Genomic DNA, 18,811 nt, shown 5'->3' on the forward strand with positions numbered 1-18,811 from the left:
ACCATCCGGACCAGTGGTCCGACGACCGTGGACGACCATCCCCCACACACAATCGGGGGGTTCCTGTCTGTTTCCGCGACGGTGCACGACGAGTCCCCGGTTTCAGGCACCGAAACCAACAAGTGGGCTTTGAACTGGTAATACGAGGCCTTTTTCGACACTCCCGACCCGGTTCGAGACAGCGGAAGGGTCTGTGGATCTGTGGTTTTGCTCTCGTAACGGCGCCTCATTCCGTCCGGTTGTTTCTTTTTTGTGGGACACTGGAACAGTTAACTAGACAGGCAGGCCGAGACACCGGCAGTCGATGATCCTCCCCCGGTTCACACCGGGTGCAACGGGATTGTCCGTGACGCCCCATCATCCAGTCGTTGTTTGTCGGAGGTGGACCATCGTCCCCGCCACGACTGGTCCCTGCCGTGTACCGAGGAGGACCCATGTACGCAGAGGAACGCCGTAGGCAGATCGCGTCCCTGACCGCTGTGGAGGGCCGCGTCAATGTCACTGAACTGGCGGAACGCTTCGAGGTGACCGCGGAGACGATTCGACGCGATCTCGCGGTACTCGACAGCGAGGGTACCGTTCACCGGGTTCACGGTGGCGCCGTTGCCAGCCAGAACTTCCAGACCGCGGAACTGGCGGTCGATGTCCGGGCGAAGAGCGCCTCGTCGGCAAAGTCGGCGATCGCCCGCGCCGCCGTTGACTTTCTCCCCGATCCCCAGGGCGGAATGTTCCTCGATGCGGGAACCACGCTCGCGGCTCTCGCGGATCTGATCTCCGCGCACCCGACGGGCCCCCGCTGGTCCATCGTCACCAACTGTCTCCCGATCGCCCTGAAGATGGCGGCGGCGGGGCTCGACGAGGTCCAGCTGCTCGGCGGATCCGTCCGTTCCATCACACAGGCCGTCGTCGGCGACACCGCACTACGGACACTCGCGCTCATGCGGGCCGATGTGGCGTTCATCGGGACCAACGCCCTCACACTCGACCACGGCCTGTCCACGGCGGACAGTCAGGAGGCGGCCGTCAAACGCTCGATGATCATCAACGCCCGCAAGGTGGTCGTGTTGTGCGACGCCACCAAGATGGGCTGTGACTACATGGTCAGCTTCGCGAGCGTCGACGACATCGACGTCGTCATCACCGATTCCGCCGCCCCCAGGTCATTCGTGGATGCCCTCCGTGAACGCGGCATCGAGGTGGTGATCGCCGAATGATCCTCACGGTCACACCGACCCCGGTACTCGAACGGTTCGGCGTGATCGACGGACCACTCACCGGCGGCGAGGTCCTCCGGTTACGTGGCGTCGACGCCTGTCCGGGCGGATGCGGTGTCACGGTCGCCCGTCTCATCTACCTCGCCGGACATCCCGTCCACGCGATATTCCCCGCCCCGGAGATCAGTCAGTACCTCCGGATGATCGGGCTCCTGGGCATCCCCCACGACCACGTCCCCGTCGCCGGGCCGGTGCAGACACGTTTTCTCGTCGCCGACGATTCCGGCCGGACGACCCAGTTCCTGGATCCCGCGATGCCGCTCGACACAGCACAGCTCGCCCAGTTGCGGGACCTGACCGTCAGCCGGGCGGAGGACGCCGCGTGGGTGGTGCTCGGTGGTCCGCTCCCCGATGTAGCACCCACCGCATGGTACGTCGAGGTGATCCGCGCGCTCGCCCTCTACCACCCCACCGTCGGGACCGCCGTCGCGACGTCGGGTGCGCCACTCCGTGCGGTCATCCGGCAGCTCTCCGCGATCACCCCGTCACTACTGGCGCTGACCACGACAGACATCGCGGACATGGTCCCCGACTGCGGCATCCGGGGTGTCGAGCGGTCACTGGAAGACGGCGGCGACCTCTCCCTCGTCCGCGACGCGGTCACACCACTGCTGGAGGCCGGTGTCTCCGAGGTGCTGGTATCCGGCGCACCCGGTACGGCGATGTGCCTCACCCAGGGTTCCACCTGGATCGCCAGGTCCGGGGCAGGGAGCGAAACCGATGCCGGACGTTTCCGGGAGCTGTTGCTCGCCGGGTACCTGATGAACCACGGAAGCGATGACCGGATGGGCCGCCTGTCGACCGCCCTCGCCTACGCTTCCGCGGAGACGACGGCCGGCAGCGGTGAACTGCCGACGCCGGATCTCATTCATCCGGAACAGGTGACATGCACTGAACTCGGGTCCTGACGACAGGATCACGTCACCGGGAGAAAAAGACGGTGCCGTCCCCCGAGTGGGGACGGCACCGTCTTTCGTCACCCTTCTGGTTCAAGGGTGCGCTCTCTTCGGCCCGTGTTACGCCTCGGGCAGCGGAATGATGGCACGGACCGCTTCACGTGCGGCGGTCGCACCTTCTGCGTCAAGAGCGGCTTCCGCGGCACGGACGCAGGTGTCGAGGTCCACCTCAGCCAACTGTGCACCGACTCCGGCCAGCGCCGTGGAAGCCGCGGAGAGCGAATTGACCCCGAGGCCCGTCAGGACACAGGCGAGAAGCGGATCGGCTGCGGCCTCACCGCAGACACCGACCGGGGTCCCGGTCTTCCGGCCTTCCTCACACGTCATCTTGATCAGGCGCAGCACCGCGGGCTGCCACGGGTCGGTGAGGTAGGCGAGCTGCGGGGACATACGGTCGGCCGCCATAGCGTACTGCGTCAGATCATTGGTCCCGATCGAGACGAAGTCGAGATGGGGCATGATCTTGTCCGCCATCAGCGCAGCGGCCGGCACCTCGATCATCGCACCGGCGGTGAGGCCGCGTTCGGCGCAGAGACCCGCGAACCACTTCGCTTCCCGGGCGGTGGCGACCATCGGGGCCATGACCCACGTCGGTACGTCATCGCCCCGGCCGAGATCCTTGGCGGCCTTCGCGATCGCGTCGAGCTGCCTGATGAGAAGACCCTCGTTGGCGCGCGCGATACGCAGACCCCGGACACCCAGTGCGGGGTTCATCTCGTCGGCGAGCGTCGCGAAGGCGACGGGCTTGTCGGAACCGGCGTCCAGCGAACGGACGACGACCTTGGAATCGGGGAACGCCTCGAGAACCTTGGTGTAGACCGCGGCCTGTTCCTCGACGGACGGTTCCGACGTGGCGGACAGGAAACACATCTCGGTGCGGAACAGGCCGATCCCCTCGGCCTCGGTTTCCGCGGCGGTGGCCGCGGCCTTCCCGTCCTGGACGTTGGCGAGCAGCTGCACGCGGTGACCGTCACTCGTCTGCGCCGGACCACGCCAGAGCGCGACCTTCTCGGCGAGCGCCTTCGACTCCGCGACCTGCCTCTTCGCGTCCTCCGGGTCAGCGCCGATCTCGATGCTGCCTGCACCGCCGTCAACGAGAACCATCTCCCCGGCCGCGATCTTGTTCAGATCCGAACCGACCGCGACGATGCACGGCACGTTCAGCTGGCGGGCGATGATGGCCGTGTGGCTCGTCGGTCCGCCGAGTTCGGTGACGAGTGCGGTGAACAGGCTGGTGTCGAGGGCCGCCGTGTCGGCGGGCGACAGATCATCGGCGAACAGCACGACCTCACCGTCGACCTCGGGGAGACCGGGTTCATCCTCGCCCCGGATCTCGGCGATCGTACGGTCCCGGATGTCGCGGAGATCCGTGACGCGCTCCGCCATGATCCCACCGGCGGCCTCGAACATGGAGATGAACTTGGTTGTCGCGGCCACCACCGCGTAGTCCGCCGGATGCCCGGCGGTGGTGTTCTTCTTCACGGCTTTGCGCCAGCCACGGTCACGGACCAGGCCCGCCGTGGCGTTGAGGACCTCGCTCGCAGCGCCGACAGCACGCTCACCCCGTGCGGCGAGCCGGTCCGCGACGGTGTCCGCGGCAGCCACGAAACGCTCGTACTCGGCGTCACGCTGCTCTTCGCCGACCTGCGCACCCGCCTGCGGGAGCGTGGGACGAGGCTTGATCCACACAGCCTCGGCGTAGCGAATCCCCGGGACGACCGCTGTACCGTGCAGCACGGTGTCTTTGGTGTCGTGTGGCACATTATCCATAATTCAGTCCCTGTCCTCACTCTTGCTTCATTTGTTCCGAAGATACCACCGCACAGCCGAAACCGCTGTGGGTTCCCACATATCCCACACATGAACGGGAGAATTCGGACAGAAAGACAACATCGAGGGGTGGCACCGTCGCACCGCCCCGGGCACGCCGCCACCATTCCGACCCACCCTCACCTGGGTGATACCCCCGAAGGCCGGGGTAACACCCTTTGACCGGGGGCAACCGAACACTGAACCACCACACTCCCGACACCGCGGCCGGCATCTCCACCTGCTACGGTTGTCCCAGCTTCAGCAGAGAACCCCACGTCCCACCAGCCCTGAGCCACACCTGTCCGATCGGGATGTTCTCCACACCCGGCCCGGAGGGACGGAGAGTGGACCGCCCTACCGGCACAGCCCAGCCGGTGGGCGACGCATCCGTTCCCCAGCCGGGGCACGACCGCGAAAACCATCTGCGCCATCTACCGGATCCGAGGACCTCCCCCTTGATTCTCACACTGACTCCGAACCCGAGCATCGACCTGAGTCTGAGTCTGCCCGCGCCGCTGCAACCGGGAGGTGTGCAGAGGCTCACCTCGGTCACCCAGTCCCCCGGCGGGAAGGGGATCAACGTCTCACACGCCTGCCACTCAGCGGGAGTGGACACACTCGCGCTCTTCCCCGCTCCCGCCCGGGGAACCTTCGTGAAACTGATGGCCGAAACCGGAGTTCCCTACAGAGTCATCGCCGGGGGCGATTCCGTCCGGACGAACACGACGGTGACGGAGCCGGACGGCACCACGACGAAGTTCAACGGTCCCGGCAACCCGCTCTCGGCATCCGCGGTCAAGGCTGTGGAGGAGGCCCTGATCATCGCGGCGGGCGCCGCGGAATGGGTTGTCCTCAGCGGTTCCCTTCCCCCGGGTGCCCCGCACGGCTGGTATCAGCGTCTGCTCGGTCTGGTCCGGGACACCTTCCCCGACGTTCCGGTGGCGGTCGATACCTCCGACGGCCCTCTTCTGGAGCTTGCCGAACGGGTCCGGAACGGTGCACCCGCGCCGACGATGATCAAACCCAACGGGTATGAGCTCGGACAGATTACCGGCGTCGACGGCCATCTGATCGAGCACCTCGCGCTCGAGGGCGACTTCTCCCCGGCGATAGACTGCGCACAACAGATCCTGCGGTACGGGGTGCAGCGTGTCCTGGTGACACTGGGGGCGGCCGGGGCCGCACTGGTGACCGCCGAGGGATCGTGGACGACTCCGGCACACCCGATCCGTCCGGTTTCCACCGTGGGAGCGGGTGACTGCACCCTGGCCGGGTATCTCATGGCTGATGCGCGTGGAGCCGTTCCCCCCGTAGCACTCGCCGAAGCCGTGGCACTGGGATCCGCGGCAGCCGGTCTTCCGGGGACCTCCATCCCCGAGCCCGGGATGGTCATACCGGACTCGGGGCTGGTGCGGAGCTACTGCTGACGTTCCGGCCGTCCCACCGCACCGGACACGTGACACCTCCATGACCTCCTTCGGTGGTGAAGTGGCGCAACCGGTGAATCCGATCCCACCGTCACTTCATGCACATCCTTTTGACCTGCCCTGATCCCCGGCCACCGAAGTGTCCGACACTATTTCGCGGGCCCGATTGTGGCGGCCGTCGCGGCATAGTGCGTAGAGTTGGTTGCAGTGTCCCGCCGTCTGAGCGACAAGACCGGGTTTCTGTTCCCGGTGGGCGGAAGGGGCTCATGAACATCTAAGGAACCACTTCGCCCGTGCCCGGTGCACGAGGTAAGAAAGGACTGCCACATGGCTTCCAAGACCGTTACCGTCGGCTCCTCCGTCGGCCTGCACGCCCGACCCGCCACCATCGTCGCTGAAGCAGCCTCCGAGTACGACGAGGACATCTTCCTCTCCCTCGAGGGCGAGGACGCCGATGAGGATCCCACCGAGGCCGCTTCATCCATGATGATCATGGCCATGGGCGCGAATTCCGGCGACCGCGTCACCGTGACCTCCGAGAACGCGGAAGCCGTGGAGAAGATCGCCGCCCTGATCGAGAAGGATCTTGACGCCTGACCGCTCCTCGGCCACCCGGATCAGCCGGGACGAAGAACCCCGGTACCTCAGTGAGGTACCGGGGTTCTTCGTCGTCCGTTCCGGCGTGGAATGGTCGGGGTCAGAGGAACTGGCCTTCGCCGATACGGTTGTAGAGCCGGTTCAGGATCGGGTAGACGATGATGATTCCGGCCGACCCCCAGGCGATCCCCTGGAGTTCCAGTCCGAACAGGGTGAGGGTCAGGTTGCCGATTCCGGCGATCATGGCGACGGCTGCCGCCATGAGATTGACGGGGTTGCTGAAGTCGACCCGGTTGTCCTGCCAGATCCGTACACCCAGCATCCCGATCAGGCCGTAGAGGACAATCGTCGCCCCGCCCATCACACCGCCGGGGACCGTGTTGATCAGAGCCCCGAACTTGGGTACGAACGCCAGAGCGATCGCGGTGAGGGCCGCGACCCAGTACGCGGCGGTGGAGTAGACACGGGTCGCGGCCATGACACCGATGTTCTCCGCGTAGGTGGTCGTTCCGGAGCCACCGAAACCGCCGGCGAGGGTTGTCGCCAGTCCGTCCGCTATGAGGGCGTCCCCGGCCACGTCATCGAGGTCTCGGCCCGTCATCGCGGACACCGCTTTGACGTGACCGACGTTCTCCGCGATGAGGACGATGACGACGGGGAGCGTCACGAGCACCGCGGAGACCTGGAAGGAGGGCGCGTGGAAGGTCGGTAGTCCGATCCAGTCGGCGGCGGAGACCGCGTCTGTGGCTCCCTCACCGAGTTGTCCGGTGAGCGCCGCGAACACCCATCCGACGATGACACCGATGAGGATCCCGAGTCTGGCGACCATTCCTCTCCCGGCGACCGAGCAGAGCAGAATCACCGTCAGGGTCACGGCCGCGACCCCCGGTTGAGCAGCGAAGTCGGATGCCGCCACAGGAGCGAGGTTCAGGCCGATGAGCGCGACGATCGCGCCTGTGACGGCGGGTGGCATGACCGCATCCAGGACACGTTTCCCGGCGGTTTTCACCACCACACCGACACCGGCGAGCACCAGGCCTGCGATGACGATGCCGCCGAGCTGCACCCCTATCCCCTCCCCCTGGGTGGCGATGAGTGGCGCGATGAAGGCGAAGGAACTGCCGAGATAGCTGGGGAGCCTGTTCCGCGTGACGACCAGGAACAGGATCGTGCCGAGTCCCGAGAACAGCAGTGTCGTGTTGACCGGGAAACCCGTCAGCGTCGGTACCAGGAGCGTGGCTCCGAACATGGCTATGACGTGCTGCATACCGATGCCGACGGTGCGCGGCCAGTTCAGCCTCTCCTCAGGGTTGACGACGGCACCGGGACTGATCTTCTTGCCGTCACCATGGACGGTCCATCCGAATATTTGGCTCACAACGTGCCATTATTCGCCGCATGGGGCGTTCCAGGCAATCTGAGCCCCGGCGGCTCCCGGAATCAGTGATCTTTCAGAAAACCGGTTCCGCCGCGTCGGTCAACCGTCGAACGGTCGGGCGGACTCGATACGACGGGCGATCTCGAGCAGTGCCGCCGTGTCGGTGTCGGTGGCGTCGATGGTGACCGCGTACTTCCCGAACACGTCGACCGCGAGGTTCTGGGTCACCGGGATCAACGGGACGGTCGCCCGGGCGGAACCGCCTGCCGTGATCTCCGGGAGACCGTCCCCACGGCCGACCAGTGCGACGGCTCCCCGGGCGGCCATCTGCTCGTTGATCCGCCCGACGATACGCCGGGCCCTGTCCATGACCTCGTCGGACTCCTCGAAACTCATCGGCGGGGTCAGTCCCTCCTCGATGAGGTTGAGCCCGTAGGGCGCCGCCTCCGGATGCTGCCGGTAGTACTCGACGAGATCATGGAGGTTCTCGAGCCTGCCGGACTCGTTGTCCGCGAAGTAGGTCTCCATCGACGGTCCGACCCCCGCGATCAGCGCCTCGATGAAGGGGAGGCTCCTGAGTTCCTCGATGCTCCGCTGCAGTTCGGGGCCGGGCTCGACGACGGAGATGCCCGCACGGGAAAGAGCCTCGACGAGGACGGGGTCCAGTCCCATGTCGATGACGGTCAGCTCGGTCTCCCCCGGTTCCTCCGGCGACATGCCGCAGGCGTACCGGAAACCGACAGCGAGATCGGCGACACTGCGTCCGAAGACACCCGGGGAATCCACCCGGTCGTCGATCGGCACGATACCGCTGATGTCGCACTCACCGTAACCGGCCTTGGCGGCGTACACACCCGCGACGACGGCGGGTGAGATGACGGAACCCTGCGTCTCCGTGCCGAAGGTCAGGTCGGCGTAGTCGAGTGCGATCGCCGTCGCGGATCCCGTGGAACTCCCGTACGGGTCCCGGTTCAACGGGTCCCGAGCGTCCAGGGTCTGACCACCGACGGCGCTGAATCCGTTCGGACTGTCGATCGTGAGGAAATTCGCCAGTTCGCTGAGGTTCGTCCGCCCCGCGACGATCGCACCGGATTCCCTGAGTCCGGCGACCAGTGCGGAATCCCGATGTGCCGCAGCTGAATGCAGGGCCCTTGAACCGGAGTCGTTGGGCAGATCCTCCACCGCGATGTTCCCCTTGACCAGGACGATGCTCCCCCGCAACGGATGTTCCTCGGTCGGGCCCACCCCCCTGGCGTCGAGATCGGCGGCCATGTCGACCGCGGCGGGGTCCAGCTGGAGGACGGAACGGTAGTACCCGTTGTTCTCCCGCATCTTCGACACGTAGTACGCGAGCGCCTCGGTGTTGGTGATCCCCAGCTCACGTCGTACCCGGGCTCTGCCCGCGAGGTCCTGTCCGTCGAACGCCACGGAGATCTGCTGACGACGCTCCGCGCTGAGGTCCGAGAGGATCTTCTCGAAGGCCGTGTAGTCGACCTCCGTCTGACCTGCGTAGGAGTTCCTCTCCTCGTCCAGGATGAAGTCTCCCCCCACACGACGTTGCAGGGAGCCGTCCCTGCCGCTCAGGTTGTTGTAGGTGATGATTCCCCCCACGGTGAGGACACCGATGGCGAGGACCGCGGTGGCGACTCTGGTGATCGTGCGCATGATCCAGCTCTTTTCTGGTGGACGGGTTGTTTACCGGTTGCGGGACTGTCGTCGCGGGGCGGCACGGTCGTGCCCGTTGCACCCCGAGGCTCCCTGTTCGTCGGGGTGCATTTCTCCTCCGTTTCCCCGTCCTCCGGGGGTCAGAGATCCCCTGCCCCACTGTGCCTTCATCCGGCCGTGGAACTCTCCGGCACGACGAACTCCGCGAGCTCGGCGGCCACGGACTGCGGTAACCGGACATCGACGTGGGTTCCCGTTTCGCCGTAGGTCTCCGACAGGACGGTCCCCTGCTCGTGCAGCCTGGCGACGATGTCACCGCGACTGAAGGGGATCTCCACCTGCACGTGTGCGTCGAGTGAGTTGAGGAAGGCCTCGACACGCTGCTCGAGTTCGGGGATGCCCTCCCCCGTCAGGGCGGAGACGAACACGACGTCGTCGATGGCGTGGCGGAGTTCCGCGAGAACGAGGGGATCTGCGGCATCGATCTTGTTGACGACGATGAGCTCCGGTGGTGCGGGGACATCGAGTTCCCGGACGATGTCGGTGATGACCCCGTTGACCGCTTCGATCTGCTTCAGCGGGAACGGATCCGACCCGTCAACGACGTGGAGAACCAGATCAGCTTCCACGACCTCCTCGAGCGTCGAACGGAACGCCTCGACGAGTTGGGTCGGCAGATGCCGGACGAATCCGACGGTGTCGGTGAACACGACCGCACGGCCGTCGGCGAGCTCCGCCCGTCTGGTGGTGGGGTCGAGGGTCGCGAACAGAGCGTCCTCCACGAGCACCCCGGCCCCGGTCATGGCGTTGATGAGTGAAGACTTTCCCGCGTTGGTGTAACCGGCGATGGCGATCTGGGGGATGGTCGATCCCCGCCTTTTCGCACGCTTGACGTCCCGCGAGGTCTTCATGCCGGAGAGTTCCCGGCGCAGTCTCGCCATGTCCTGCCGCAGACGACGACGGTCAGCCTCGATCTTCGTCTCGCCGGGGCCACGAAGTCCGACACCGCCGTTGGACCCGGCCCGGCCACCGGCCTGCCGGGACAGGGCGGACCCCCACCCACGCACGCGGGTGATGAGGTACTCCATCTGCGCCAGGGAGATCTGGGCCTTGCCCTCCTTGGATTTCGCGTGCTGGGCGAAGATGTCGAGGATCAGCATGGTCCGGTCGATGACCTTGACGTCGAGTGCCTTCTCGAGGGCGATCAGCTGTCCGGAGGACAGCTCTCCGTCGCACACGACGGTGTCTGCGCCGGTGGCCGCCACGATCTCCTTGAGCTCCCGAACCTTGCCGGATCCGATGTATGTACCGGCGTCGGGACGGTCCCGCTTCTGGTAGATCATCTCGACGACCTCGGAGCCCGCGGTCTCCGCGAGTGCCTTCAGTTCCGCCATGGTCGCCTCGATCTCGGCGGTCGTTCCCTCCGTCCAGACCCCGACGAGCACGACCCGCTCGAGCCGCAGCTTCCGGTACTCGACGTCGTAGCCGTCGGACTGTTCGGTCGTGTGCGTGTTCGCGCCACGGGTCAGCCGGCGGAGACTGCTGCGCGCCTCGAGGTCCAGCTCGCCGGTCGTCGGATTGTGTTCTCGGGCACTGGTTTCCGGGCTGGAGGCTCCGTCACCGACGGATTCCAGACCGGATTCAACCGCGGATCCGCTACCCGGTGCGCCGCCGTCACTGTCGGGATCATAGCCCGCGACGTGATCACGGAAGGCGGCGGCGAGCAGGTCATCATTGTTTCTCTGAGTCATTGTCCCCCATTGTGGCACAAACGGACCGTGCCGGGATCCGACCGGTGGAACCGGTGCACCGCTCCGGTGCACGGGCTGCGGGCTCCGGGGCCTTCCCGTGTCCCCGACGCGACCCGCCGGAGGATCACCACATAGAATCGGTGTCATGAGTCAAGATCTCGCAAGTATCGGCCTCCGCTACGACCGTTGGCAGGACGCGGTGGAGGCCGCCATCGCGTCCGGACAGTTGTCCGTGACCGGGGAGGTCCGGGGTGGGCAGCTGATCCAGTTCTCCGATCCGTCGGGGGCCTGCATCAACATCCTCGCGGTGGAACCCTTCGCCACCTGGGCCGGATTCGAGTCCACCACCGACGCCCTCGGACACGTCAACATGCTCACCGATGTACTGGCGTTCTGCGATGTGGTGACCGGTGACGGTGAACAGATCGCCTCCGTCACCGCGAACCTCGCACAGGGCCCTCTGCTCGTCGATGAGAACGCCCAGCAGTGGCAGCAGCTGGCCATCACCGCGCTCGGTGTGGACACCACCGTGTATCCGTCCGTCGAGGACTTCACCGCCCGGCAGGGCGGCGAGGTCGGGATGCTGGTGAGCCACGGTGCCGCCGTGGTTCTCGCCGGGGACGGGTCGAGAGCCCCGGACGCGGGTGCGACCCTCACCGCCGAGGTCCGGTCCGCCGGGTACCGCACGACGGCCCTGTCCGGACAACGCTTCATCCACTGCGAGATCGAGGCACCGTTCCCGATGGATCTCTGTCTCCCCGATGCGCCGGAGCTCCCGGCGGCCGGATCTGTTGTCGCGGGAACCGTCATGCTGACCGCGTCCGTGAAGATGCCCGCCGGATGCGGTTCCGGCGGGGGCGGCTGCGGTTGCGGATCCGGTGGATGCGGTTAGATGACACCGCGTCGATGGTGGAAGAGTACGGGCGGGACCGGATCCCGGCCCTGTCATGGACAGTGAGGATGTGAGCGACCCGTGGACGATGATGCACTCCCCGAACGGAGTGGCACCGGAAGCCCTGTTCCGGTGTGGCCGCTCGCCGGCATCGGCCTTGTGTGCGTGCTTCTGGCCTTCTGGCTGAAACTCGAGGGTGTCATCCTCGGGGTGCTGATCATGTCGATGGCCTACTTCGTGCTCCGGCACCGTCCGGATGGGGCGGAGGCGGAGTCCCTCGCCACCTCCATCCGTCTCTCCGCCGAGGACATCACCGATGTCCTCGATGAATTCGAGAGGTTCCGTCACGGGGCCGACTCCGATTCCGTGGCCGACCGTTCGCAGAAGCGACCCGCGCTCGCCGACCCGGACTGCGGTGACCCGGACATAGAGACCTTCTACTTCGAGTGCGGGACCGCCCGCCGGTTCGTCTCCCGACTCGATGACCGGCTCTCAACCGATCTCAGCATCCCCGAGCTGGAGACACTGCTCGGGGTGACCGATCGGCGGGCACTCGATCTCCGCGACGCCTGGGCCCGGGCACGCCGTGCGGCCCTCAGACTCGGGACCGACTACGTCTGATCCGGTCTCTACCTCTAGGATTGACCACCATGACGCATCCCGTTGACCCCCGCCCCACCACCGGCGGCGCCGGAACTGAACCAGCCCGTGGTTCAACCCCCGATGCCCTCGCGCACATCCCGGACGGCAACGGCACAGCTGTTTTCGCGCTGTGTGTCGCGGGGCTCCTCGGGGTCGGTTTCCCCCTGTACCAGGACCATCCGCTGCTCCAGTGGATCCTGTTCAGTCTGTCGGCGATCCTTGGGCTGCTCGCCGTACGCCGGGCTCTGCAGATTCCCCGGGGGCAGCAGGGCCGTCGACTGTTGATGTCTGTCGCAGCGGTCCTGATCCCACTGTTCATGTTGGGTTTCACGGTCTGGCTGGAGATGTACGTCGTCCGTGGCGGCAACCCCATTCCCGGGGTCGGACAGTACGTACCGGTCCCCGGGCAAGACTAGAACCCGGCGGAGACCACGGAACGCGCCGCACGTCGTTCGTGCCGGTTCTTTCCGGCCGAACCTCCCCGCTACCCGGACAGCGGAAGTGCGTTCAGGTCGACGGTCCCCTCCGCGACGATCAGCGACGGACCGGTGAGGGTGGAACCGTCCTCACGGACGACGACGGTGATCTCCCCGCCGGGGACGGTGACGGTCACCTCCCCGGTGATCTCACCCGCGTCGGCGAGGGCCGCGACCGCAGCGGCTACGGTGCCGGTTCCGCAGGACAGTGTCTCCCCCGCTCCACGTTCGTGCACACGCATGTGGACGCGACCGTCGGTGAGCTCGGTGAGGATCTCGACGTTGGCCCCGGCGGGGAAGAACTCGGGGTCGAGGGTGAAGGGCCGGTCCACCGGAAGCTCCGCCAGCGCCGCAGGCTCCAGTCCGGGGAGCACACACGCGAGGTGGGGGTTTCCCGTGTCGACACCGAGGCCACCGAACCGTTGGCCCGAGACCGTGCAGGTGCTCACCCCGGTGACCTCCGGCACGCCCATCTCGACGGTGATCTCCGCGGCGGATCCCGTGCAACGGTCGATCCGGACGCCGCGCAGCCCCGCTCTCGTCCCGACCCGCACGGTGTCACCGGTGACGGTGCCGCTGGAAACGAGCCAGTGGGCGAAGACCCTCACACCGTTACCGCACATCTCCGCCGTCGTTCCGTCCGCGTTGCGGTAGTCCATGAACCAGTCCTCCTCCGACACCCCGTCGGGTACCCGGTCCAGGACCCCCGCCGACACGAGGTCCGCGGTCCGGGCGACCCGGAGGACACCATCACCCCCGAGTCCACGGCGCCGGTCGCAGAGCACCCGGACGAGGCCCGGTGAAAGATCCACCCCGACTTCGTGGTCGGGGAGGATGATGAAGTCGTTTCCGGTCCCGTGTCCTTTGGCGAAGGAGAGCGGTCGTCGCTGATTGGTCATGGCTCACGAGTCTAGCGATTCGAGTGCCTGTCCCACCGTGTCCCCCGCCGCATCAAGCCAGACCGTTCGCGGGTCACGGCGGAACCAGCTCCGCTGCCGCCGGACGTAACGCCTGGTTCCGGTGACCGTTCTCTCGACCATCTCCTCCGCCGTGAGCTCACCTCTCCAGTGCGCGAGGACCTGGGCGTAGCCGATCGCACGACCTGCCGTCGAATCCGCGACGAGACCGGATTCACGCAACCGGGCCACCTCATCGACGAGTCCCCCGTCGAACATCTGTCGCGTCCTGAGCTCGATCCTGGGGTTGAGCCAGTCCGGGTCCGTGGCCAGACCGAGAATACGGGTCCCCCAACGGGGAGGGGCGTCGATCGGGGGCTGCGAGGCCGCGAACGGACGTCCGGTCAGTTCGATGACCTCCAGTGCCCGCACGGTGCGTCGCGGATCGTTGGTCTCGATCACCGCCGCAGCCGCCGGGTCGACGGCAGCCAGCTCCGCATGCAGGGCGACCACCCCGATCTCGTCGAGTCGCTCCCTGTACCTCCCGCGGACCACGGGATCGGTGGGGGGAAAGTTCCAGTCGTCGACGAGCGCCTGAACGTAGAGCATGGACCCGCCGACGAGGATCGGTGTCTTTCCGCGACCGAGGATGTCCTCGACGTCGGTGACCGCCTCACGCTGGTAACGTGCCACGCTCGCGTCCTCCGTGACATCGAGGACGTCGATCTGGTGGTGCGGGACCCCCTCGCGTTCCACCAACGGCATTTTCGCCGTCCCGATGTCCATGCCCCGGTACAACTGCATCGAGTCGACGTTGACGATCTCACCGTCCAGGGCGTGTGCGAGAGCGAGTCCGAGCGCGGATTTTCCCGAGGCGGTCGGGCCGACGACGGCGATCGGTGTCCGCTGTCCGTGTCCGGTCATGCGCCCATCCCCCATTCCGCCACGTAGCGTCCGACACCCGCCGTCGTGTCCGCCGCATGGATCCGTGCGTCGCGCGGGTGGAGCGCGGCGAGTTCGATCCAGAGATCCGGTTCGATGATGCCCCCGGACCGCAGCTGTCCCGCCGTCTCCGGGGTCGGGCACTGCCCCGACAGCAGGGATCTGCACCAGGTGTCGATCCGGTCACCGCCGTCGATGAGGGCCAGCGGCGCCCGCGGGGTCAGACCGGCGGGGCCGTCGAGCGCAACGACGGTCAGCGTCGCCGGGGCGGGATCCCCGATGGTGCCGCGCACATCGGATATCCGGTCACGGTGCTGCGGCCTGAGCAGAAAACGTTGCACCAGTTCCGGCAGGTGCGTACCCGCACCGACGTCAACCGAGGAGTCTCCCCAGGCCGCGAAGGATCCGTGCAGTCGGGTGCTCCACCGGGGGTCTCTCGAGCCGACCAGGTGCACGGGCCTGTCACGGTGTCGGTCGAGGGCACCGCGGGCCGCGGCCCTCAACCCCTCGCCTGCGGGATCTGCGTCACCGGACAGGACGAGGGCGGGGCTCGCCGGGACGATCACCAGGACGGCGTCCCGGGTGTCGGCGTCGGGGGGAGTTTCTGCTGTCACGGAGTCCAGACTAAACCACAGCTCCACCGTGCCCCTGCCCCGTGTCAACGGCAGGCTCCCCCGGAATCTTCACGCCGGTGTGCCGTGGGCTGTATCCTCGACAGGAGAGTTCCCTTCAGGTACTCCCCACCTTTTACGGCTGCCGTGTCGCGCGGCGATGATTCCCTAAGGACGTTGACCATGAGCACGAACCCCACCCCCAAGCCCGGCCCCCGACCGGGACCCCGGCCCGGCGCCATGCCCGCCGTCCGTCCGAAGGCCCCGGCCGCACCGTTGATCTCCCGCAGCGATCCGACGAAGTGGGGGCGGGTCGACGAGGACGGCAACGTCTACGTGACCACCCGTGACGGTGAGCGGCTCGTCGGAAGCTGGCAGGCGGGGACCCCGGAGGAGGGACTGGCCCACTACGGTGTGCGCTTCGATGATCTCGCCACGGAGGTTGAACTCCTCGAGACACGTCTGAGGGCCCATCCCGATGAGGCCCAGGGCATCCGCGAGACCGCCGTGCAACTCAGGGAGGGCCTGCCGACGGCCGCTGTCGTCGGTGATCTCGAGGGGCTGGACGAACGCCTCGCCCGGATCATCGACGAGTCCGAGGCGGCCGGTGAACGTGCTCGGGCAGAGAAGGAGGAACGCCGGGCGAAGGCGATCTCCCGCAAGGAGGAGCTCGCCACCGAGGCGGAGGAGATCGGTGAGAGCTCGACGGAGTGGAAGGCCGCGGGCGACCGACTCCGGGAGATCCTCACCGAGTGGAAGTCCATCCGGGGAATCGACCGGAAGACGGACGACGCCCTCTGGAAGCGGTATTCCCGTGCACGGGACGCCTTCAACCGACGACGCGGGTCCCACTTCGCGGAACTCGACCGGGGTCGTGCCGCGGCCCGGCGTGCGAAGGAAGCTCTCGTCGAGCGTGCGGAGGCACTCAAGAACTCAACCGACTGGAACGAGACCGCCCGCGCGTTCCGGGACCTGATGACGGAGTGGAAGGCCGCGGGGCGCGCACCGCGCGAGGTCGATGACAAGCTCTGGGCCGCGTTCAAGGCCGCGCAGGACCACTTCTTCGAGGCGCGTAACGCCCTCAACGAGGAACGCGAGCGTGAGTTCGAGGAGAATGCGAACCGAAAGGAGGCGCTTCTCGCGGAGTACGAGCCGCAGATCCGGCCGGAGGACGACCTCGACGGGGCACGGGCGAAACTCCGTGAACTCCAGGAGAGGTGGGAGGAGATCGGCTTCGTCCCCCGTGCACGCATCCGTGAGTTCGAGGACCGGATCGGGGCTGTCGAACGACGGGTGTCCGATGCCGCCGACGATCAGTGGCGCCGGACCGATCCTGCGGCGCAGGCCCGCGCGGCACAGTTCGAGGAGAAGGTGCGGGACTTCACCGCCCAGGCCGAGGCCGCCGAGGCCCGCGGGGACGCGGGGAAGGCGGAGCAGCTCCGCGCCCAGGCTGCACAGTGGTCCGAATGGGCCGATGCAGCGAGAGCGGCTGTCGGGGAACGTTAGACACGTACGTCGCCGGGGCGTGTGGACGGGACGATAAACTGTCCTTCCATGCGCCCCGCCCAGTTCACCGCTCCCCCTCTCGCCACCCCACCGGATACCGCGTCTGAGGCCGTCCGCCACTGGACGATGATGCTCGGTGTCCATGGCCAGCAGGTCACCGGTACCACGGATGCGTCGGTGTCGGTCGACTCGTTGCTCAACACCCTGTCCGGTGGCCCCGATACCCGGGTGATAGCGCTCGCGGTGGTGGACGACGGGGATCCCACCACCGCGGTGGCACTCTCCAGCGCCGAGACCTCCGATCTCGGATACCCGCTCATCCCGTCCACCGGGGACGCCCCTGCACCTGACGTGTACGCCTGGGCGGTGCTCTCGCTTCCGCTCCGTGAGAATGTCACGGTGTGCGGTGCCGAGATCACCCTGGACGTACCTTTTCTCCCGCTGCCCGGAGAGCCTTTGGGCGACCTGGGTCGGGCCGCCGTCGATGCGGTCGTCACGGAAATCGAGAACGTGTGCCGTTCCCTCGGCAGAACGGTGATCCAGATTCGTCAGCTCGGTGCCCCGGACACCGCGTCAGCCGATCCTTCCGACCCGGTTCTCCGCGCCCGTGGTTTCACCCCCGTGCTGGTGGAGGAGCAGGCGTCGGTCCCCGTCCCCGCTGATCCGTCCCCCTGTCGGATACCGGCCGGATTCTCGACCGCGATATTCCCGGGCATGTGCCCCGCGAACGCCACCGACCGGATCATCGACGGCCTGTGCAGATTGCTCGAGGTCTTCTCCGCCGATCTTCCGGTGGGGGATCTGTTCTCGCAGCCGCAGAGCTGGGACCGGGAGAGGTTGGAGCGCGCGGACCGGGACGCCCGGAGCACCGGGCGGTCGATCGTCTGGGCCATGGTGCTCGACGGGTCCGGGGTACCGGTGGCGGTGTCCGGCTTCTCCCGTGATCCGTCCGACCGTCCGGGGGTGGCCCGGCAGATGCTCACGGTGGTGGACCGCCGGCACCGCGGCACGGGACTCTCCCGTGCCGTGAAGACCGCGTTGGCGGTCGCCGCCCGTGACACCGGTGTGAACCGGATCCACACCTCGGTGACGGCGACGGGGGCGACACCGGTCAGTGTCCTCAACGGGGAATGGGGGGCGGAGTTGCTGGCGCGCGACGTCCACTGGCAGAAAGAGGGCGTGGGCACCGGGGGAACCACCCGCTGCTAGACGGTACCCTCCACGGGTCCTTCCGGCCGATCCCGGCCTTCGCGGTGTGCCCGGTCCCGGTTGGCGCGACGGCGTTTCGCCGCGCGGGAACGACGCTCATCGACGTAGACGTCGTGACTGTCCCGCTCGACGCGTGCGGCCAGCAGTTCCTCCTGGACCTTCTGCACCTCGTCGTCCCGGGGGGCCTGCCTGCGTGCTTCGGCGAGGGCACTCTGGAAACTGGAGCGGCGGAGGACGATACGGGTCAGGGCGAGCGCCACCACCGTCACGCTCACGGCCCCGATCACCAGGCCGTACGAGGGACCGGCCCCGGGTTCCGTCGGTGGACGTGACTGGCGCATCCAGATCGCGAACAACGAGTAGAACATGCACGCCCCGGAGAACAGCCATGCCAGGCAGGCGATCAGTGCGGAACGGGTGAACACCGTTGCCCCGGTCAGCAGCAGAACTCCGATCACACCGGTCCAGACATAGATCCGTTCCGGCCAGGTGGTGACGAAAGCCCTGGCGGTGTCGGAGAAGAACAGGACGTCCAGGCCGAGCACCTGTCCGGAGTGCGGCAGGAAGAGCGACATGAGGAATCCGACCATGCCCACCCCGAGGAACACCTGCTGCGGGCCGAGGTGGAGGGTCTGTGCCGCCCGTCGTTCCGCACCCGGTAGATCGTCCATGTACGGAGCGAGTTTCTCGGCTCTCAGACGTCGGCGTCTCTCGGCTGCGGATTCGTCCGGTTCTCCGGCAACGTGGTGCTCCCGGGAGGGGTTGTCGTCACTCACG

Annotated in this window: 17 protein-coding genes; 9 read left to right on the top strand and 8 right to left on the bottom strand. The window is 67.0% G+C overall.

Features of this window, described 5'->3' with window-relative positions; translation table 11 throughout:
• The first annotated feature begins 434 nt into the window (after positions 1 to 434).
• Both JIM94_RS04750 and JIM94_RS04755 read left to right on the top strand, forming a co-directional pair.
• Entirely contained in the window at positions 435 to 1,214 is a 780-nt protein-coding gene (locus JIM94_RS04750; RefSeq protein WP_200255264.1) for a DeoR/GlpR family DNA-binding transcription regulator, read from the top strand.
• The gene (locus JIM94_RS04755; RefSeq protein WP_200255266.1) at positions 1,211 to 2,182 is read left to right on the top strand and encodes a carbohydrate kinase family protein; all 972 of its coding nucleotides are present in this window, start codon (positions 1,211 to 1,213) and stop codon (positions 2,180 to 2,182) included. Before JIM94_RS04750 ends, JIM94_RS04755 begins: the two co-directional genes overlap by 4 nt.
• Positions 2,183 to 2,290: 108 nt before the next feature.
• Here the strand turns inward: JIM94_RS04755 and ptsP are convergent, their stop codons facing one another.
• Positions 2,291 to 4,000 (bottom strand): phosphoenolpyruvate--protein phosphotransferase, encoded by a 1,710-nt coding sequence (gene ptsP, locus JIM94_RS04760; protein ID WP_200255268.1) that lies wholly within the window; start codon positions 3,998 to 4,000, stop codon positions 2,291 to 2,293.
• A 497-nt stretch (positions 4,001 to 4,497) separates the two neighbouring features.
• Between ptsP and JIM94_RS04765 the strand changes: the two genes are divergently transcribed.
• Complete coding sequence (locus JIM94_RS04765) at positions 4,498 to 5,469, top strand: 1-phosphofructokinase family hexose kinase (RefSeq protein WP_200255270.1); 972 nt, start codon at positions 4,498 to 4,500, stop codon at positions 5,467 to 5,469.
• A gap of 327 nt (positions 5,470 to 5,796) precedes the next feature.
• Positions 5,797 to 6,066: an HPr family phosphocarrier protein gene (locus JIM94_RS04770; RefSeq protein ID WP_200255272.1), complete on the top strand. Its 270-nt coding sequence runs from the start codon at positions 5,797 to 5,799 to the stop codon at positions 6,064 to 6,066.
• Positions 6,067 to 6,166: 100 nt separating this feature from the next.
• Here the strand turns inward: JIM94_RS04770 and JIM94_RS04775 are convergent, their stop codons facing one another.
• The 3 genes from JIM94_RS04775 to hflX all read right to left on the bottom strand — a co-directional run bounded on the left by JIM94_RS04775 (position 6,167) and on the right by hflX (position 10,860).
• Complete coding sequence (locus JIM94_RS04775; RefSeq protein ID WP_200255274.1) at positions 6,167 to 7,444, bottom strand: uracil-xanthine permease family protein; 1,278 nt, start codon at positions 7,442 to 7,444, stop codon at positions 6,167 to 6,169.
• Positions 7,445 to 7,543: 99 nt separating this feature from the next.
• Positions 7,544 to 9,109 (bottom strand): amidase family protein, encoded by a 1,566-nt coding sequence (locus JIM94_RS04780; protein ID WP_200255276.1) that lies wholly within the window; start codon positions 9,107 to 9,109, stop codon positions 7,544 to 7,546.
• A gap of 167 nt (positions 9,110 to 9,276) precedes the next feature.
• Positions 9,277 to 10,860, bottom strand: coding sequence for a GTPase HflX (hflX, locus tag JIM94_RS04785; protein WP_200255278.1), 1,584 nt, complete (start codon positions 10,858 to 10,860; stop codon positions 9,277 to 9,279).
• 145 nt (positions 10,861 to 11,005) lie between these two features.
• Here hflX and JIM94_RS04790 point away from each other — a divergent pair, with 145 nt between their 5' ends.
• The 3 genes from JIM94_RS04790 to JIM94_RS04800 all read left to right on the top strand — a co-directional run bounded on the left by JIM94_RS04790 (position 11,006) and on the right by JIM94_RS04800 (position 12,810).
• Positions 11,006 to 11,752: a hypothetical protein gene (locus JIM94_RS04790; RefSeq protein ID WP_200255280.1), complete on the top strand. Its 747-nt coding sequence runs from the start codon at positions 11,006 to 11,008 to the stop codon at positions 11,750 to 11,752.
• Positions 11,753 to 11,833: 81 nt separating this feature from the next.
• Positions 11,834 to 12,373, top strand: a complete 540-nt coding sequence (locus JIM94_RS04795) for a hypothetical protein (protein ID WP_248085640.1) — start codon at positions 11,834 to 11,836, stop codon at positions 12,371 to 12,373.
• Positions 12,374 to 12,402: 29 nt separating this feature from the next.
• A complete protein-coding gene (locus JIM94_RS04800; protein WP_200255282.1) occupies positions 12,403 to 12,810 on the top strand; it encodes a hypothetical protein in 408 nt (135 codons plus the stop codon).
• 68 nt (positions 12,811 to 12,878) lie between these two features.
• On the opposite strand, the gene dapF is transcribed toward JIM94_RS04800, so the two are convergent.
• From dapF to JIM94_RS04815, 3 genes are read right to left on the bottom strand one after another with little or no spacing between them, the layout of a single operon-like run.
• A complete protein-coding gene (dapF, locus tag JIM94_RS04805) occupies positions 12,879 to 13,769 on the bottom strand; it encodes a diaminopimelate epimerase (RefSeq protein WP_200255284.1) in 891 nt (296 codons plus the stop codon).
• A 3-nt stretch (positions 13,770 to 13,772) separates the two neighbouring features.
• Positions 13,773 to 14,690 (bottom strand): tRNA (adenosine(37)-N6)-dimethylallyltransferase MiaA, encoded by a 918-nt coding sequence (miaA, locus tag JIM94_RS04810; protein ID WP_200255286.1) that lies wholly within the window; start codon positions 14,688 to 14,690, stop codon positions 13,773 to 13,775.
• Complete coding sequence (locus JIM94_RS04815) at positions 14,687 to 15,322, bottom strand: hypothetical protein (RefSeq protein ID WP_248085637.1); 636 nt, start codon at positions 15,320 to 15,322, stop codon at positions 14,687 to 14,689. The genes miaA and JIM94_RS04815 overlap by 4 nt, the downstream gene beginning before the upstream one ends.
• Positions 15,323 to 15,502: 180 nt before the next feature.
• Here JIM94_RS04815 and JIM94_RS04820 point away from each other — a divergent pair, with 180 nt between their 5' ends.
• Together JIM94_RS04820 and JIM94_RS04825 are read left to right on the top strand one after the other, a co-directional pair.
• Complete coding sequence (locus JIM94_RS04820; RefSeq protein ID WP_200255288.1) at positions 15,503 to 16,825, top strand: DUF349 domain-containing protein; 1,323 nt, start codon at positions 15,503 to 15,505, stop codon at positions 16,823 to 16,825.
• A 48-nt stretch (positions 16,826 to 16,873) separates the two neighbouring features.
• Positions 16,874 to 18,034 (top strand): GNAT family protein, encoded by a 1,161-nt coding sequence (locus tag JIM94_RS04825; protein ID WP_200255290.1) that lies wholly within the window; start codon positions 16,874 to 16,876, stop codon positions 18,032 to 18,034.
• On the opposite strand, the gene JIM94_RS04830 is transcribed toward JIM94_RS04825, so the two are convergent.
• Positions 18,031 to 18,810 carry an Rv2732c family membrane protein gene (locus JIM94_RS04830; protein WP_200255292.1) on the bottom strand — a complete coding sequence of 260 codons (780 nt, stop codon included), beginning with the start codon at positions 18,808 to 18,810 and terminating at the stop codon, positions 18,031 to 18,033. The two genes, JIM94_RS04825 and JIM94_RS04830, sit on opposite strands and share 4 nt — an antisense overlap.
• Position 18,811 lies beyond the last annotated feature (1 nt).

The sequence above is a fragment of the Corynebacterium pygosceleis genome, from assembly GCF_016595275.2.
Lineage (GTDB): Bacteria > Actinomycetota > Actinomycetes > Mycobacteriales > Mycobacteriaceae > Corynebacterium > Corynebacterium pygosceleis.

What these genes read in the sequence shown, in the direction of transcription:
- JIM94_RS04770 (WP_200255272.1), top strand. Translation starts at nt 5,797, where the DNA reads ATGGCTTCCAAGACCGTTACCGTCGGCTCCTCCGTCGGCCTGCACGCC.
- JIM94_RS04750 (WP_200255264.1), top strand. Translation starts at nt 435, where the DNA reads ATGTACGCAGAGGAACGCCGTAGGCAGATCGCGTCCCTGACCGCTGTG.
- hflX (WP_200255278.1), bottom strand. Translation starts at nt 10,860, where the DNA reads ATGACTCAGAGAAACAATGATGACCTGCTCGCCGCCGCCTTCCGTGAT.
- JIM94_RS04780 (WP_200255276.1), bottom strand. Translation starts at nt 9,109, where the DNA reads ATGCGCACGATCACCAGAGTCGCCACCGCGGTCCTCGCCATCGGTGTC.
- JIM94_RS04755 (WP_200255266.1), top strand. Translation starts at nt 1,211, where the DNA reads ATGATCCTCACGGTCACACCGACCCCGGTACTCGAACGGTTCGGCGTG.
- JIM94_RS04820 (WP_200255288.1), top strand. Translation starts at nt 15,503, where the DNA reads ATGAGCACGAACCCCACCCCCAAGCCCGGCCCCCGACCGGGACCCCGG.
- JIM94_RS04825 (WP_200255290.1), top strand. Translation starts at nt 16,874, where the DNA reads ATGCGCCCCGCCCAGTTCACCGCTCCCCCTCTCGCCACCCCACCGGAT.
- JIM94_RS04790 (WP_200255280.1), top strand. Translation starts at nt 11,006, where the DNA reads ATGAGTCAAGATCTCGCAAGTATCGGCCTCCGCTACGACCGTTGGCAG.
- JIM94_RS04800 (WP_200255282.1), top strand. Translation starts at nt 12,403, where the DNA reads ATGACGCATCCCGTTGACCCCCGCCCCACCACCGGCGGCGCCGGAACT.
- dapF (WP_200255284.1), bottom strand. Translation starts at nt 13,769, where the DNA reads ATGACCAATCAGCGACGACCGCTCTCCTTCGCCAAAGGACACGGGACC.
- ptsP (WP_200255268.1), bottom strand. Translation starts at nt 4,000, where the DNA reads ATGGATAATGTGCCACACGACACCAAAGACACCGTGCTGCACGGTACA.
- miaA (WP_200255286.1), bottom strand. Translation starts at nt 14,690, where the DNA reads ATGACCGGACACGGACAGCGGACACCGATCGCCGTCGTCGGCCCGACC.